This window comes from Paraburkholderia sp. 22099 (genome assembly GCF_052045835.1).
GTDB classification, from domain to species: Bacteria; Pseudomonadota; Gammaproteobacteria; order Burkholderiales; family Burkholderiaceae; genus Paraburkholderia; species Paraburkholderia terricola.
This window is the reverse complement of record NZ_JBQEPU010000023.1, coordinates 36,731-52,184: the sequence shown is the minus strand read 5'-3', so window position 1 is coordinate 52,184 and position 15,454 is coordinate 36,731. Positions and strand designations below refer to the sequence as shown.

Below are 15,454 nucleotides of genomic sequence, written 5' to 3'. Positions count from 1 at the left end.
TGTTGTTTTTTACTGGAAGCCAGCGTAAGTTCGATCCCACAATAGAACAATTGAAATGATTTGATCGCAGCCATTACAAACCATCATGGATCTCAATCTCAGGGACATCCGCGCGTTCGTCGCCGTCGCGCAAACGGGCAGTTTCACGCGCGCGGCGACGCGGCTGCATCTGTCGCAACCGGCGTTGACGGTGCAGATCCGGCGGCTGGAGGAAACGGTCGGCGCACGGCTTTTCGACCGCAACAGCCGAAGCGTCGCGCTCACGCCCACCGGGCGCGAATTGCTGCCGGTATTGCAGAAGTCGCTGCACGACATGGAGCATGTGCTGATCGACGCGCGCGCGCTCGGCGATGGATCGAGCGGCACGGTGCGGATCGCCTGCTTGCCCACCTTCGCGGCGAGTGTGCTGCCCGAACTCGTGCAGCAACTCAGGAAAGCCGTGCCGCGCGCCGGCTTCCAGGTGCGCGACGTGGTCGCGAGCATGGTCAACACGCTCGTGCGCAATGAGGAGGTGGATATCGGCGTGACCGGAGGCGAGCTCACGGATTCAGCGCTCGAAGTGCTGCACGCCAGCGACGATCGCCTCGTCGCGGTGCTTCCGAAACGTCATGCACTCGCGCGGCGCAAGCGCGTGACGCTCGCCGATCTGGCCGGCGTGCCGCTCGTGCTGACCGCGCAGGGCACGAGCGTGCGGGCGGTGGTGGATGGCGCGTTCGACAACGCGGGCTGCACGCCGCAGATCGCGTGCGAACCCACGTACATGATGACCGCCGTGGCGATGGTGCGCGCGGGGCTGGGCGTGACGATATTGCCCGCGTCGGCGCGCGAGGTGCGCGCCGAACCGGAACTGCTGGTTCGTCCAATCGACGATCCGGCGTTCGTGCGGCCCATTGCGTTGATCAAGAAGCGGGGAAGGACGTTGCCGCCGGTGACGGAGACGTTCGTTGCGGCGTTGATCGAGAGGCTTGGCGAGGGTGCGGCGGGCCGTTAATGATGCGCCGACCGACGCCATTCGATTGGGTGTATCACCACCCCCCGGAAGCGCCGTGCGCTAACTGTTTCGAATGCTGTTCGTTCACTCCTCTAGACCGAAAATAACTGAACGGTTCAGAGTTCAAGACGAAATCCACCTTCGAGTTATGAACATAGTGCGCGAAAAACTCGATAGTCGATGTCGCTGCGTTCGTTTCCCAAGCCCGTAGCTTCCATGCTTCAGGTTTGAACGTATAAAAGAAAATTCTTTGCCCGGACAGCACCACGGACTTATTCCCTTCCAACGCCTCGGCGTATGCAGGCGCTTCTTCGTCGATACCTGCCCACATCTGCCGTTTAATAAAACTGTCTTGTAAAGACTGCCCGCCGACTATAGGTTGTTTGTTGCGAGAAAGGGTGCCGCAACTAGAATAGAACATTTGCATATGGCGCTTGATCGATTCTTCGACCGTTAGGCTCTGACCTCCTATGTTCATCGTATATTGCTGGTAGCTCTGGCGCGTCTTGTCGTCCACAGCAAACCGGTGTGCAATCGTTGCGCGTGATGCCTTCAGCTCGTCGAGGCTCATCAATCTGACGCCCGACGAAAGTGATTCTGCAAGCATGTCATTGAGCGGGATACGTGCGTAACTGTCGCTAACGCCTTGCTCATTGGCCGCATATCCACCGCCGACATCTGAGTGCACGCCGGGATAGACTTTCTCGATCATGCCGGGGCGGTACCGGCCGTTGTCGCGGATCAGGTCGACTGGGAAAGAGAAGCGCAATTCGTGGGCGGCGACGAAATGCACACACCGCTCCACGCACGAGGGAATCTTCAGCTCGCGGTCTTCGAATGGTAACGTCATATTCTGCGCGGGTAAGCCGAACGAAGCGACGGTATCAAATAAACCCATAAACACGAACCGCACCGGGTAGCCGTCCATCGACATCGATCCGTCCCGAGAAGCGCTACAGCGCTCGAGCAAACGGTTAGCGAACGCTCGCGCCAACGCCGCACCCCGTGAAAAACCAAAAATAGAGATGTTGATAACTTTAATAAGCCGATGACCTGCGAGCGCCCGATTCAACTTCTCGAAGCTCTCGTTCTGGTTCTCATTGGCGATGCGCGCCAATTCTCCACCTTGTTTGCGCGCGTTGACCACCAACGCCTGGGCAAGTGCCGCGCTGAAATCGGTATCTCTTTTACTAAGGCGTCGCTCGCCACCGTCGCCCGCCATCGCCCCAAATAGATGATCTTCACGCCACACATCGATCTTGTCTGTCAGCGGCACAGCGCCGTTAAAAGGCGTGCCGACACCGGAAGTGTAGACGGCATAGATACCGTTTGAGTTGTCGTCCCTTGCGGCATCAAAAAGCCGGGCGACGTTACTCCACTTTTGAAGAGCGCCATCTTCATCCCGGTTATTACCGGTGCCGTCAAAAAAGAACGTCAAGTGGAGAACATCGGAGCAATCCTGCCGAGCGCCAGGCGTTGTTCGTGGTACGTCGCGATTTGAAGCCGCAATCGATCGCACGAGCGCGGATGCGTCCGCGCTCATTGCGCTGCGCCCTTCGAAGGCCGTGAATCAGCAAGCTGTCGGGTAGCTTCTAGTACGACCGTTTGATCGGGATAGATGTGCACTGCGAGAAACTCAGCATCGGATGGCACGCTTGCCAGGCTTGCCTGCGCATGAATGCGCTCCCCGAGACGCGGCGAGTTTTCTGGGCCATCGAGGGTCCAATCGACCGTCATCGACCCCGTCTTGACTTTTACGCAACAGGTGATTTTTCCGCCGGTACCATCGATCCCATACGATCCATATGAACCACCGGCATATTGACCGTTCACCGATACGTCCGCGATCGCTCGGGGCCAGTAGTTATAGACGACAACCTGCAAGTCCATGGTTTTCTCCGCGCATCCGGTCAATGGCGTTATCACGAGGGCGGCACACATCATTATGCGCGTGAGGCGTGCTGCAAAATTGGCTGCAATATTCATCGATGAGAAGCTCAGTGCACCAAGGCGCTCAGACCGAGGCATCAGATTGTGAAAGTACCGCTGGCAGTTCTGCCATGAAATCGTCGAAGCTAAGCTCTTTTGCCTTAACACGTGCCAGCAAGGCAGCGACGGCCGGCCAAATAGCGAAAGCTTCGCCGAGGGCAAGCGCGAGGCAACAATAGTTAACCAAATCACCCGTTCCTTCAATTCCGTATTCCCGAGCCGTTGCTATCTGCGTTCTTATAAAGGCGTACTGTTGCCCGTGCGGCAAGCGGGTCAGCAAACCCGGCTGGTTCAAGCGGATGTAATGCAGTACGCTGTCCGGCACACTGGCTTCCACTATAAGGTCGACCTGTCGTTGATCGAACGTCAACGGAAGAATGGAGGCATCCGGATCGCGAGAAGCGGCGCGAGCATCTGGATTCAGAAATTGCAGACGACCAGCTCGGTCCCAGTACCACCAGCTAGAAACCGGAGCAAGAAAAACGCTTCTTTGCGTCTCGGAGAACACGGGACCAGTGACATGCAAAGTCGGGTCTTCTGGGGCGCCCACTAACGCCGCCAATATCATGGGATCCCAGAAGGCAAGCACCATCTCCGTCCGATCAGCGAGCGTCACCTGGAGAAAGTCAGCAAGGTGCTTGCACAGTTCGGCGAGGGACAGTGGCGATGCCAATAGCGTCGCGCACGGAATATGTGGTGCGTGACGATCAAGCCACGCCATGGCATTTAAACGATTGGCCTGTTCAATCATCACCAGATGAGGCGCTACCGCTTTCACATCGGTTCCTGCGTCTTCAAACAAACAGACCACTTGGCTTGCGTTTGAAACCAGCACGTCGGGAAGACGCCGGTCTTGTGCGGGATCGACCAACGCGAACAGAGTGCCGGCTGTCGTCTGGGCGGTTTCAAGCGCCGTCAGGAAGTGGGACAAAAGACTATGCTCCTTTGTTGACGAATCCGGCTCTCGAACTCGCTCGCTTTAGCATACATTCCACGCAGACCGATTGAGGCATGATCGGCAGTTTGTACGGGTGGCTAGCCGGCCCGCTGAACGAATGCTGCGCGCCTTTGATGTCGATCCTTCCAGGAGCGTGAATTTCGACATTGCCACCAGTCATTCGGATATACGCGCCGCCAGAGCTTAAGAGGATTTCTTCCTTCGCAGCGGTCTCGATTTTTCCGGTTGCAGAGATCAGCTTGATCGTCTTTTGAGCAGTAACTTCGATATCGTCGTTGTGCGCTTGAACCTCGATCTTGCCCTTTGCGGCGAATAGCTTCATCCCGGCGTTCTGCACGAACAGACTGATCTTTTGCCCAACACTCGTCAGCAGCGATTTGCCAGTTGCGATGTGCGTGCTCTGGCCACTAACCAGATTCACGTGCCCGCTTGCCGCGATATGAGCCGACTTCTGCGTCGACATCGCGATGCCTGCCGGCGTCGCGAACAGCATGATCGGTTCCTTGAACCCATTGGCGTTTCCCGTGCCGCCGCCCGCCGTGTTGCCGCCGCCTGTCGTGCCCGACACGCTGTTCTGTGTCGCGTCGGTGAAGGACTTCAGCGACTCATAGCCGTCTTTCAGATTTTCGGCCTGATGCGTTTCGCTCGCCTGGCTGAGCGACTCGATCATGCTTTCCGAATTGACCAGTTGGCCGCGCGCGTCGCGCGCATCCAGAGGCTGGCTTGATGATCCGGTTGCCGGGTATGTCGAAACGTACATGCCCTGCGCAGCCCGGACGGCACCGTATGCCTCCGACTTCAGGTCAAAGCCGCTGCCCAGATACGCGCCGCGCGTGTTATCGCTTTGCGCGATCAGATAGCCGAGGTGCAGTTGCGAGTTCGCGCTTGTGCTGTAAAGCTGCACCCGGTTCTGGCCGGTCGCGTCGTCCATCACCATCTGGTTATAGCCGCTGCCCTGATATTCCTTCGACCTGTAACCTGACAGGATGCCGTTCGAATGCCACTCCGGCGTCTTCGCGCCGTTGTAGACACGTCCCGTGACGATTGGCTTATCGCAGTCGCCGTCCAGGAATGAAACGATCACTTCTTCACCGACCCGCGGCACATGCACCGCCCCATAGCTACCGCCCGTGTCGGACTCAGCCACCCGCATCCAGCATGACGCCTTTTCATCGCCATCGTTGAGACGGTCCCAGTGCATGCGCACCTTGATGCGGTTCAACTCGTCAGTAAAGACTTCTTCGTTCTTTGGCCCGGCCACGATTGCCGTCTGGATGTGCATCTTCGGCTTGCGGTGCTCGAATGGACTACGGAAAGGGACGCCCCTGCGCTGCGCTTCGACCGTGGCCATGAAAAAACCCTCACTGCCGTCCGTCGCTTTGACGATCAGCGCTGGATCGCTCGCGTGCTGGGCGCGGGCTGCGGCGATCGTCTGGTTCAGGCTGTGCGGGAAGTCCGTCGTGCCGCTTGATACCGGCAGGTTGTTTTCCACGACCCAGTCCACGGCGATTACCGCGAACTGCCGCTCCTGCTGACTGCCGACGTCGTGCTCCGGGTGGCTTTGCAGCTCGAACCACCGGCCCGCGTCGATGCGGCGCACTGCGCTCACGCCGCGGAAGCGCTTCGCGCGCGACTCCCATTCCTCCATCCGTACTTTCGACAGGTGATCGCCGCGCTCCTTCTGGCCGTACGTGTAGGCGCCCGTGTACTCGTAGACCTCGGCCTGCTGCGGCAGTTCGCCCTGCGTGGTCAGGGTCGGGGTGGTCGTGCCCTTCGGATTCGCCGCCGGGGACGGGGCCTTGTAGTCGAATGTGCGGGTCGAAAGCGTCGTGCTCTGCAGCGTGCGCGTGCCGCTCCACTGCACGAAGGCGTCCGTTTCGCTGCTGGTGCCCGAGCGGTAGAAATCCACCGTCTGCGGGGACAGGGGCGGCAGGCTGCCGATGTCGTCGGTGATGACCAGCGTATGGGATTTGCCGTCCGCGGCCTGCTCGAAGTAGCCGAATAGCCCTTCCGTTTCCAGCAGCCGGTGGCAGAAACTCCAGTCGTCCTCGTATTGCACGCAGAACGAATGCTGCGGCAGTGGATTCCTTAAGGCAAACCGGAATGCGCCCTGTGCCTGTGGATGCAGGTTGAAGACATCGGAGAGAATTTCATCGACCGGTTTATCCTGCCAGATGCGTGCATCTTTCCGGAAACGCAGAAAATGCATCCACGAGACAAAGCCGATCTGATAACTGGTAATTGAACCGTCCGAGCCCAGACGGCGGGCGGTATGGACATAACCGTGGTGCGGGGCATATGACTGGCCGGTCTGCTGGACCCACAACGTGACCGGCTGGGCGATCAGCGTTTTGAGCTCGATATTGTCGTTGGCTGAAACAGCGTCCAGCGTGAATTCATAATCGCGGCCCAGCCGTGAGCGCCCCACCAGCCTTTGCGGCAGAAGGACATTGGCACCCAGCGGCGTATTCAGTTTCAGCAGCCGGTCGCTTTGCAGCAAGCCGCCTTTTATCCCCGCGATTATGTCCTGTGCACCCATACCGCCTCTTGTTATGCAATTTCGCGCCCTGCGCCACTGCGCGATAATACAAAACGTTAGCGGCCTATCGCAATCGATACCCGAAAACAAATGCTAAACCGGAATTTGTTTCGCCTCTTGTCGATGCGTTTTGGGAATCGGCAAAAATGGCTTTCCGCAGAAGAGCCATTGATTGTGCAGATTTTTCCCCGCGCGAAGTATTGCGCAAATTTCGGTCTCTTGTGTTATTCGGGGCTACCCCACCTCCTCCGGCCCTTCGCCAAGTCAAGATCACAGACGCTAATTGTCATTGAATCTAGCGCGCCAGCCCCCCAAACACAGCGTACATGTAACCGGCCCGATCACATACGACTCAACCTTAAAAAACCGGAGAAGCCGTCCCCGCCACCTTCGTACGACGACGATACGCAACGGCTACGAGAACGTCTTCTGGGATGTGAGAGAACCAAGGTCCACTCAATGACCAACATAAACCACCGGAGGCGAATACGAACTCGGCGCCGCTTCCGTACGAGCGCCAGCCTGCGACGATCCATTCGTCGCCGAGCCATACCCGCTGGTTTGAGCCTTGCCGTTCTGCGCGGCGACCCGCGCTTCGGCTGCCTGAATGTTCGCCGGATAGTCGTCGTCGTTCGCAATCGCGGGGTTGTAACCGGCCTTTTCCAGTTGGACCAGTTCGGCGCGGACCTGAGCGCGCGTGACCGGCTGGTCGGATTGAGCAAAAGCGGCGAGCGGCGCGGTAATGAGAGCAGCGATAGCAACAGCTTCGATCAGGGACTTCATGATTCCTACCTCCAGAGATTGTCTTGTTGGGTGCTGAAGACCTGTTTGTCCCCAGCCGTTGAAGACAGTCTAGAAGTCGGAGCGATGAGGGTAAACGCCTAATCCAAACAATCAGTGTTGCGGCAAACGAGACAATGACGCGTCCGGTGCATGCGTGCGCGCCTGGGACGGCGGCACGCGGCCCGCATTGCTTCCGCCCATCACCTGCCGGTCGCTTCTGGGACTCGCGCCGAAGCGCGCCCGATACGTGCGCGAGAAATGCGACGGCGATTCGAATCCGCAAGCAACGCAAATCGACGTAATCGACATATCGGTCTGTTGCAGCAACTCACGCGCGCGGGTGAGGCGCAGTTGCAGATAGAAATGCGTCGGCGTGTCCTTCAGCGACGCGCAAAACAGCCGCTCCAGTTGGCGCCGCGTCACGCCGATTTCCTGCGCGAGCCGGTCGGGCGCGAGCGGCTCCTCCATGTGCTGCTCCATCACGCCGATCACCTGAATCAGCTTGCGGTTGTGGACGCCGTAACGCGCGGCGATCTCCATGCGCTGATGGTCCGAGCGCTGCCGGATGCGGCTCACCACGAACTGTTCCGACACAGCCGAGGCGAGCGCCGCGCCGTGTTTGCGGCCGATCAGGTCGAGCATCATATCGATGGACGCCGTGCCGCCCGCGCACGTGATGCGCCGCTCGCCGATCTCGAACAGTTCCTGGCTCGCGTCCAGTGACGGGTAGCGCTCGCGAAACGCCGACAGCGCTTCCCAATGCACCGTCACGCTGTCCGAGCCGCGCAGCAGCCCCGCTTCCGCGAGCACGAAGCTGCCGGTGTCGATCCCGCCGAGCGTCGCACCGCCGCGTTCCAGGCGTTTCAGCCAGTCGCCGAGCACGCGCGTATAGCAGGCCAGCGGCTCGAAGCCGGCCACGACGAAGACCGTCCGCGCCTCGCTCACCTCGCCGATCGCCGCGTCCGCGTTGATCGAAATGCCGTTGCTGGCCGCTATCGGCGCGCCGTCCAGACTGAAAATGCGCCAGCGGTAAAGATCGCCGCGAAAGCGGTTCGCCACCCGCAACGGCTCCACCGCCGACATGAAGCCGATCGCGGAGAAGCCCGGCAGCAACAGGAACGACATATCTTCGGGCATCGTGCTGAGGACTCGGTGAGGGCCAAAAAGCAGGCGGACGCGGGGTTCCGGCGAGCGTAGCAAGCGGCTCGCGAGCCGGCAAGGCGCGCCAAAATTCCGCCCGCCTGGCAGTGCCGCAGCGCAATGCGCCGCGATACTGGTTTTCCCTCGTTGTCGCATGGGAGCAAGAACGGGTCGCTGATGGTCGCTTTGGCATGAATATGGGGCATTACCGTAGCGTCATTCTTGCAGTTCAGGCCGCGGTTCAGGCCTCACAGCAAGCGGTATCGCGCAGGTCCGTGGCCCGCGTCGTTTCGTTCATTGCGGCCCGGTTCGAAACACGCAGTCGAACGTGTCCAACGTATCCAAAATGTCGAAGGGGAACGTCATGAAGTTCAGCGTCAAAGCCTTGCTTGCCCATCTTGCGTGCCTCGCGGCCGTGCTCGCCGCTTCGCCCGCGCTCGCCCAGGATCCGCCCGCCTGCCGCGCCGTGCGTTTCGCGGACATCGGCTGGACGGATATCACGTCGACCACCGCGCTCGCCTCGACCGTCTTCGAAGGCCTCGGTTATCAGCCGGTCACGACTGTCGCCTCGGTGCCGATCTCGTTCGCGGGTCTGAAGAGCAAACAGCTCGACGTGTCGCTCGGTTACTGGTGGCCGGTGCAGGAAAAAGCGATTGCGCCCTTCGTCGAATCGAAATCGATTCAGGTGCTGCAACCGCCGAATCTGACGGGCGCCAAGGCGACCTTCGCGGTGCCGGGCTATGCCTACGACGCGGGCCTCAAAACCTTCGCCGACATCGCCAAACACCGCGATCAACTCGACGGCAAGATCTACGGCATCGAACCCGGCAGCAGCGCCAACGCGGCGATCCAGAAGATGATCGCCAACAACCAGTTCGGCCTCGGCGGTTTCAAGCTGATCGAATCGAGCGAAGCGGGCATGCTGGTTTCGGTGGACCGCGCGATTCGCGAGAAGAAATGGGTGGTGTTTCTCGGCTGGGAACCGCATCCGATGAACATTCAGATCGACATGAAATACCTCACCGGCAGCGACGGCGTATTCGGTCCGAACGACGGCGAAGCACGCGTTTACACGCTGACGTCCCCCGACTTTCTGACGCGCTGCCCGAACGCCGGCAAGCTCGTGAGCAATCTGCGCTTTTCGACGCAACTGGAAAACGTCGTGATGCAGTCGGTCATGAACAAGGAAAAGCCCGTCGAAGCCGCCAAGGCGTATCTGAAGAAGAACCCGCAAGTACTCGACGCCTGGCTCGCCGGGGTCAAGACCTACGACGGTAAAGACGGCTTGCCGGCAGTGAAGGCTTATCTCGGGCTTTGAGCTTTTCAATCGCGCATTTCAATTCACAGCACAGAGGGACTCGCACGCATGAATCATGAAGTCATCGTGACCTGCGCGGTCACCGGCGCAGGCGACACCGTCGGCAAGCATCCGGCCATACCCGTCACGCCGAAGCAGATCGCCGAGGCCGCCATCGAAGCCGCGAAAGCCGGCGCCACCGTCGCGCATTGCCATGTGCGCGATCCGCAAACCGGCCGCGGCAGCCGCGATCCGCGGCTTTATCGCGAGGTGGTCGACCGCATCCGCTCGTCGGGCACCGACGTCATCATCAATCTGACGGCGGGCATGGGCGGCGATCTGGAGATCGGCCCCGGTGAAGATCCGCTGCGCTTCGGCGTCAACACCGATCTGGTGGGCGGCTTGACGCGGCTCGCGCATGTCGAGGAACTGCTGCCGGAAATCTGCACGCTCGATTGCGGCACGCTCAATTTCGGCGACGGCGATTACATCTACGTGTCGACGCCCGCGCAATTGCGCGCCGGCGCGAAGCGCATCCAGGAACTCGGCGTGAAGCCGGAACTGGAAATCTTCGATACCGGCCATTTGTGGTTCGCCAAGCAATTGCTCAAGGAAGGCTTGCTCGACGCGCCGCCGCTGTTTCAGATCTGCCTCGGCATTCCATGGGGCGCGCCCGCCGACACCACGACGATGAAAGCAATGGCCGACAACCTGCCCTCCGGCGCGCAATGGGCCGGCTTCGGCATAGGCCGCATGCAGATGCCGATGGTCGCGCAGGCGATGCTGCTCGGCGGCCACGTGCGCGTCGGTCTCGAAGACAACATCTGGCTCGACAAAGGCGTGCATGCCACGAACGGCACGCTGGTGCAGCGTGCGGTGGAGATCGTCGAACGGCTCGGCGGCCGCGCGCTGACGCCCGCTGAAGGACGCCGCAAGCTGGGCTTGCCCGCGCGTGGCGAGCGTCAGTTGGAACGGCGTGCGGCGGAACAGTACGCGTAAAACGCGGCGCGTTCGCATGGCTTCATTGAACGCGCATCGGCTTGGAACCTGAGAACTCATAGGCAAAAAAAGGAACGTCAGCAATGGCAGTGATCGTCGATATCAAAACATTTGCCGCCATCGGCGCGGGCGTGATCGGCAGCGGCTGGGTGGCGCGGGCGCTCGCGCACGGACTTGATGTGATCGCGTGGGACCCCGCTCCCGGCGCTGAAAAACAGTTACGCGAGAACGTGGCGAATGCATGGCCGGCCTTGGAGCGCGTGGGTCTCGCTGACGGCGCGTCGCCGGCGAGATTGCGCTTCGTCGATACGATCGAGGCGTGCGTCGAACACGCGGACTTCATTCAGGAAAGCGCGCCGGAACGCGAGGCATTGAAGCTCGCGCTGCACGAGCAGATCAGCCGCGCGGCGAAGCCGGAGGCGATCATTGCGTCGTCCACGTCGGGGCTGTTGCCGAGCGATTTTTACGCGCGTGCGGTGAATCCGCAGCGCTGCATCGTCGGGCATCCGTTCAATCCGGTGTATCTGCTGCCGCTCGTCGAAGTGCTCGGCGGTGAAAGAACCGCCGCGGAAACCGTCGACGCCGCCATGCGTATCTATCGTTCGCTTTCAATGCGGCCCCTGCGCGTGCGCAAGGAAGTGCCGGGCTTCATCGCCGACCGTTTGCTCGAAGCACTATGGCGCGAGGCGCTGCACCTCGTGAACGACGGCGTGGCGACCACCGGCGAAATCGACGACGCGATCCGCTTCGGCGCGGGCATCCGCTGGTCGTTCATGGGGACGTTCCTCACTTACACGCTGGCGGGCGGCGACGCGGGCATGCGCCATTTCATGCAGCAGTTCGGACCGGCGCTCGAACTGCCGTGGACTAAACTGGTGGCGCCGACGCTGACGGACGAACTGATCGACCGCGTCGTGGACGGCACGGCGGAACAGGTCGGGCCGCGCTCGATCAAGCAGCTCGAACGTTATCGCGACGATTGCATTACGAGCGTACTGGCGGCGATTGGCGACGTAAAGGCGCGGCACGGCTTGCTGCCCGCCGATTGATGCGCGAGGAGCGGCATGCCGCGAGGCGTGCCGCCTCGCGTCGATGCATTGCGACCGCGCACTGCCGCCGCCGCTGCATTTCATCCGGGAATGAAGGAGACGATGACCCATGCCGCAAGATGCTTCACTGCCCTGCTATCGCGACACCGTGCGCGCCGAATGGGTCGACTACAACGGCCACTTGCGCGACGCTTTTTATATGCTGATTTTCAGCTTCGCGACCGACGTGCTGATCGAGCAGATCGGTCTACCGGACGCGGTGCGCAAAGCGCGGGGCCGCTCGATCTATACGCTCGAAGCGCATATCAACTATCTGCATGAGATCAAGGAAGGCGCGCAGGTTCGCGTCGATATGCGCGTGCTCGGGGCGGACGCGAAGCGCTTGCATCTCTACCTGGAGATGTTCTCCGGCGATGGCGTCGAACCGGTAGCGGCCGGCGAACAGATGCTGCTGCATGTGGATACCGGCGGGCCGCGCGCGATTGCGTTCGATCCCGATGTGGCGGCGCGTGTGCAGTCGTTGGCGCACGCGCATGCGGTATTGCCGGCGGCAAGATTCGCGGGACGCGTGATCGGCCTGCCCGCGCATGCCGCCGCACAAAAGCACTGACCATGCTCGAACCGGAGATCGCCGCGTTCGTCGCAAGAACCGCTGCGATTTATCCGGCGCATGCAGCTTCATTAGCGCCGCGCGAGCAGCGAGCAATATACGACCGGTATGCGGCTGCGTTCACGCCTCGCTTGCCTGAGGGCGTCGCGACACAAGACGCCGCGTTCCGCGCCCGCGCGGGCCATTCGATCAAGCTACGGCTCTATCGGAATCGCGCAAAAGCGCATGACGCCGCCTCCGGCGTCGTGTTGTATTTCCACGGCGGCGGCTTCGTGCTCGGCTCGCTGGACAGTCATCAGATCGTGACGGCGCGCATTGCCGCCGATACGGGGCTCGACGTGATCGCCGTCGATTACCGGCTGGCTCCCGAACACCGCGCGCCCGCCGCGCACGAAGATTGCCTGGAGATCGCGCGCGCCGCGTTGCAAGGGCGCTTGCCTTTCGATTGCCCCACGCGTCGCGCTCTGCGACTCGCGGGCGACAGCGCCGGCGGCAATCTTGCGGCGAGCGTGGCCATGCGTCTGCGCGACGACGGTGTTGAAGGCGTGCGCGGACTGGCGCTGATCTATCCGATGCTCGGCATCGAACCGCAGATGCCCGCGCGCGAAACCGAGGCGCACGCGCCGATGCTCACGCTCGCCGACGTTCACGCGTTTCGCGATCTCTATTGGGGCGGAGAACAGAGGCCCTATCCGACGTGGACAATACCGCTCGATGCAACACGCATCGACGGACTACCGCCGACGCTCGCAATCGGCTGCGAACACGATCCGTTAAGAGACGACGCGCGCGTGTTTGCGGAACGCATCGATTCAGCCGGCGGCGAGGCGCGCTACTGGCTCGGCGCCGGACTCGTGCATGGATGCTGGCGCGCAATGGATTCGAGTCCCGGCGTTCAGGCATTGCATCATGAAGTGTGCCGTTTTTTGTGTACCTGCTTTGTCGGCTGATCCACTGAAAAATAATCCAAGGGTCAACGCGCTCCACGCTTGCAGGCCAATAGCCACGCGGCCGCAATCCCCAACAGAATGAGACGTGCCTGCCGCACTGGCAGGCATGTGTGGCTGCCACAAGCAGCCGTTCCTGTGAAAGGAAAATCGTATGTTGATGCGTGACGTAATCCCCCATGCTCTGAACCGCGGCTCCGCCCTTCTTTCAGAGAACCCGACGACTACGGCTTCACCCAAAACCTTCCAGCACACGTTCGACATTTATCTCAAGGACTCGAATGCTTTCATGAATACGTATTTCTCGCGCTATTTCGAGTGGCAAGGCGTTTGCCGCGAGCGGTGGTTCCACGAGTGCATACACGATGACTTGCTGGGATCGGACGGCATGTTCGTGACCAAACGCGCGCACCAGGAATACGTCCATGAAACCTTCCCGTTCCAGCGAGTGGATTGCTATCTGAACACCGTGCAGGTCAGGCACTGCTCCGCGTACCTGCTGTTTCGCTTTTGCGTGGACGGGCGGCAGGTTTCGCAGGGCTACCAGCAAATCCTGTATGCCGGGCGAGACCGGAAGATCAGGCGCTTCCCGGATGCGATCGTCGAGCGGGTGAAGGAATATGAACTGCCGTTTTCGGCGCTGACGAATGCCTGATAGCGGGCAATCTTGCGCATGACAGCGCTTGACCTTTAAACCTGACGGATCAACGCCGGCGCCTGGAGCGCGCCGGCGCTGCGCGCGTCGCGCGGTCCGCCGCTGAACCCGGCGCCGGCAATCGCACGGTGAAGGCGGTGTGCGAACCGCGCACCGAACTGCATTCGATCGTGCCGCCCAGAAGCTCGGTTGCGCGGCGGCAAAACGCGAGGCCCATGCCCGCGCCGCTTCCGTGCCGCTTGGTCGAGAAGAACGCGTCGAAGATGTGGGGCAATACGTCGGGCGCAATGCCGGGCCCGGTGTCGCGGAATCGCAGCACGCAGAAGTCCTGCTCCATTGCGGCGCTGATCGTGATCTCGCCGTCGCCGCTCACGCGAATGGCATGAAACGCATTTTTCAGCAGGTTGAACAACACGAAAACCACCAGCGTATCCGAGCCCGAAAAACGCACGGCCGCGTCGATGGGCGTCACCGTCACGCGGGCACGTTCGTCGCCGCGAAACGGATAACGCTCCAACGCCGACGCCACACATTGCTGCAGCGAATGCGGACTGAAACGGCTGCGATCCAGACGATCGAGCGTAAAAGACGCGAGCGCCATTTCGACCATCGCGCTGGTGCCCGATACTTCGCGCCGGATTGCCGCTGCGAGCTGGCTTATGCGTTCTGACTGCCCCGCATGCCCTTGGTCGTCGTAAATGCCGTGCGTGACGGCCAGCCGATAACCTTTGAACACATGCGACCACACGCTCGCGATTTCGTCGGCGTGCATGCCGATGGTCGCGAGCGGCGTCGCGATCTCGTGCGCGATCGTCGCCGCCAGCGCATACGGGTGAATCAGGTGATAGCGAACGATCGTGATCGCGAGAAGCCCCAGGCTCAGCGCGATGAACAGCACGCCTGGCGGATAGAACGGCAGGCCGTAGTTGACGGCGTAATCCACTGCCGCGAACGCATAGAGGCACACGCCCGCAAGGCACAGATCGAGACGCCTGCGTGCTTCGCCGCCGGCCTTCTTGCGGGCGGCGAGAAGAAGCTGCGCGCAGCGCCCCGCAAGCAGCACGGTTTGCGCGACGTGCAAGGGATGCAAAGGCCCCGCGGCCGGATAATAACCAAAGAAGAACCGCCGGTAACCGGCGACCACGAGATCGCCTGGAAGCAGCGCCGCGAGCACCAGACACAGGCCGTAGGACGCGAGCAATACAGGCTGCTCACGGCGCCGCGCCGTCACTTCGGTAATGAAGTGATAGAACGTGGTGGGCAGAAACAGAATGAACAGATAGCCGAGCCTGACCAGCAGGCTAGCGATGTGCGGACTTTGCGTCTGGAACAGCAATGTCCACGTGCCCTGCCACGCAAAGGTCGTCGCGCACATCAAAAGGAATGGCGCGGACAGGCGTGTGATGCCCTGGGTGATGAGTACGTAAAGCCCGAACACCACGAACAACGCGGACACGAAGGCGGTCGGAATGGCGTACATGGGGCTCGACGTGTTGA

14 protein-coding genes are annotated in these 15,454 nt (G+C 61.0%); 7 read left to right on the top strand and 7 right to left on the bottom strand.

Annotated elements, in window-relative coordinates; genetic code table 11:
• Nucleotides 1-85 precede the first annotated feature (85 nt).
• Nucleotides 86-991 (top strand): LysR family transcriptional regulator, encoded by a 906-nt coding sequence (locus tag ACTJLC_RS21580; RefSeq protein ID WP_310129429.1) that lies wholly within the window; start codon nucleotides 86-88, stop codon nucleotides 989-991.
• Nucleotides 992-1,025: 34 nt separating this feature from the next.
• On the opposite strand, the gene ACTJLC_RS21575 is transcribed toward ACTJLC_RS21580, so the two are convergent.
• From ACTJLC_RS21575 to ACTJLC_RS21550, 6 genes are all read right to left on the bottom strand, one after another.
• Nucleotides 1,026-2,534 carry a T6SS phospholipase effector Tle1-like catalytic domain-containing protein gene (locus ACTJLC_RS21575; protein ID WP_310129431.1) on the bottom strand — a complete coding sequence of 503 codons (1,509 nt, stop codon included), beginning with the start codon at nucleotides 2,532-2,534 and terminating at the stop codon, nucleotides 1,026-1,028.
• The gene (locus tag ACTJLC_RS21570) at nucleotides 2,531-2,977 is read right to left on the bottom strand and encodes a hypothetical protein (RefSeq protein WP_310125608.1); all 447 of its coding nucleotides are present in this window, start codon (nucleotides 2,975-2,977) and stop codon (nucleotides 2,531-2,533) included. Before ACTJLC_RS21570 ends, ACTJLC_RS21575 begins: the two co-directional genes overlap by 4 nt.
• A 28-nt stretch (nucleotides 2,978-3,005) precedes the next feature.
• Nucleotides 3,006-3,911 carry a DUF4123 domain-containing protein gene (locus ACTJLC_RS21565; RefSeq protein WP_310129433.1) on the bottom strand — a complete coding sequence of 302 codons (906 nt, stop codon included), beginning with the start codon at nucleotides 3,909-3,911 and terminating at the stop codon, nucleotides 3,006-3,008.
• A gap of 4 nt (nucleotides 3,912-3,915) precedes the next feature.
• Entirely contained in the window at nucleotides 3,916-6,477 is a 2,562-nt protein-coding gene (locus ACTJLC_RS21560; protein ID WP_440845066.1) for a type VI secretion system Vgr family protein, read from the bottom strand.
• 456 nt (nucleotides 6,478-6,933) lie between these two features.
• Nucleotides 6,934-7,260: a DUF4148 domain-containing protein gene (locus ACTJLC_RS21555; protein WP_073430180.1), complete on the bottom strand. Its 327-nt coding sequence runs from the start codon at nucleotides 7,258-7,260 to the stop codon at nucleotides 6,934-6,936.
• A 111-nt stretch (nucleotides 7,261-7,371) separates the two neighbouring features.
• Nucleotides 7,372-8,397, bottom strand: coding sequence for a GlxA family transcriptional regulator (locus ACTJLC_RS21550; protein WP_073430181.1), 1,026 nt, complete (start codon nucleotides 8,395-8,397; stop codon nucleotides 7,372-7,374).
• Nucleotides 8,398-8,764: 367 nt separating this feature from the next.
• On the opposite strand from ACTJLC_RS21550, the gene ACTJLC_RS21545 reads away from it, so the two are divergent.
• From ACTJLC_RS21545 to ACTJLC_RS21520, 6 genes are all read left to right on the top strand, one after another.
• Nucleotides 8,765-9,718 carry a choline ABC transporter substrate-binding protein gene (locus ACTJLC_RS21545; protein WP_073430222.1) on the top strand — a complete coding sequence of 318 codons (954 nt, stop codon included), beginning with the start codon at nucleotides 8,765-8,767 and terminating at the stop codon, nucleotides 9,716-9,718.
• A gap of 48 nt (nucleotides 9,719-9,766) precedes the next feature.
• A complete protein-coding gene (locus ACTJLC_RS21540; protein ID WP_073430182.1) occupies nucleotides 9,767-10,696 on the top strand; it encodes a 3-keto-5-aminohexanoate cleavage protein in 930 nt (309 codons plus the stop codon).
• Nucleotides 10,697-10,779: 83 nt separating this feature from the next.
• Complete coding sequence (locus ACTJLC_RS21535) at nucleotides 10,780-11,745, top strand: L-carnitine dehydrogenase (RefSeq protein WP_073430183.1); 966 nt, start codon at nucleotides 10,780-10,782, stop codon at nucleotides 11,743-11,745.
• A 109-nt stretch (nucleotides 11,746-11,854) separates the two neighbouring features.
• On the top strand, nucleotides 11,855-12,355 hold the full coding sequence (locus tag ACTJLC_RS21530; protein ID WP_073430184.1) for a thioesterase family protein: 501 nt from the start codon (nucleotides 11,855-11,857) through the stop codon (nucleotides 12,353-12,355).
• Between the two features lie 2 nt (nucleotides 12,356-12,357).
• Nucleotides 12,358-13,305 (top strand): alpha/beta hydrolase, encoded by a 948-nt coding sequence (locus tag ACTJLC_RS21525; protein ID WP_073430185.1) that lies wholly within the window; start codon nucleotides 12,358-12,360, stop codon nucleotides 13,303-13,305.
• 151 nt (nucleotides 13,306-13,456) lie between these two features.
• Nucleotides 13,457-13,957: an acyl-CoA thioesterase gene (locus ACTJLC_RS21520; RefSeq protein WP_073430186.1), complete on the top strand. Its 501-nt coding sequence runs from the start codon at nucleotides 13,457-13,459 to the stop codon at nucleotides 13,955-13,957.
• 49 nt (nucleotides 13,958-14,006) lie between these two features.
• Here ACTJLC_RS21520 and ACTJLC_RS21515 read toward each other — a convergent pair whose 3' ends face one another.
• Nucleotides 14,007-15,437, bottom strand: a complete 1,431-nt coding sequence (locus tag ACTJLC_RS21515; protein ID WP_073430187.1) for a sensor histidine kinase — start codon at nucleotides 15,435-15,437, stop codon at nucleotides 14,007-14,009.
• Nucleotides 15,438-15,454 lie beyond the last annotated feature (17 nt).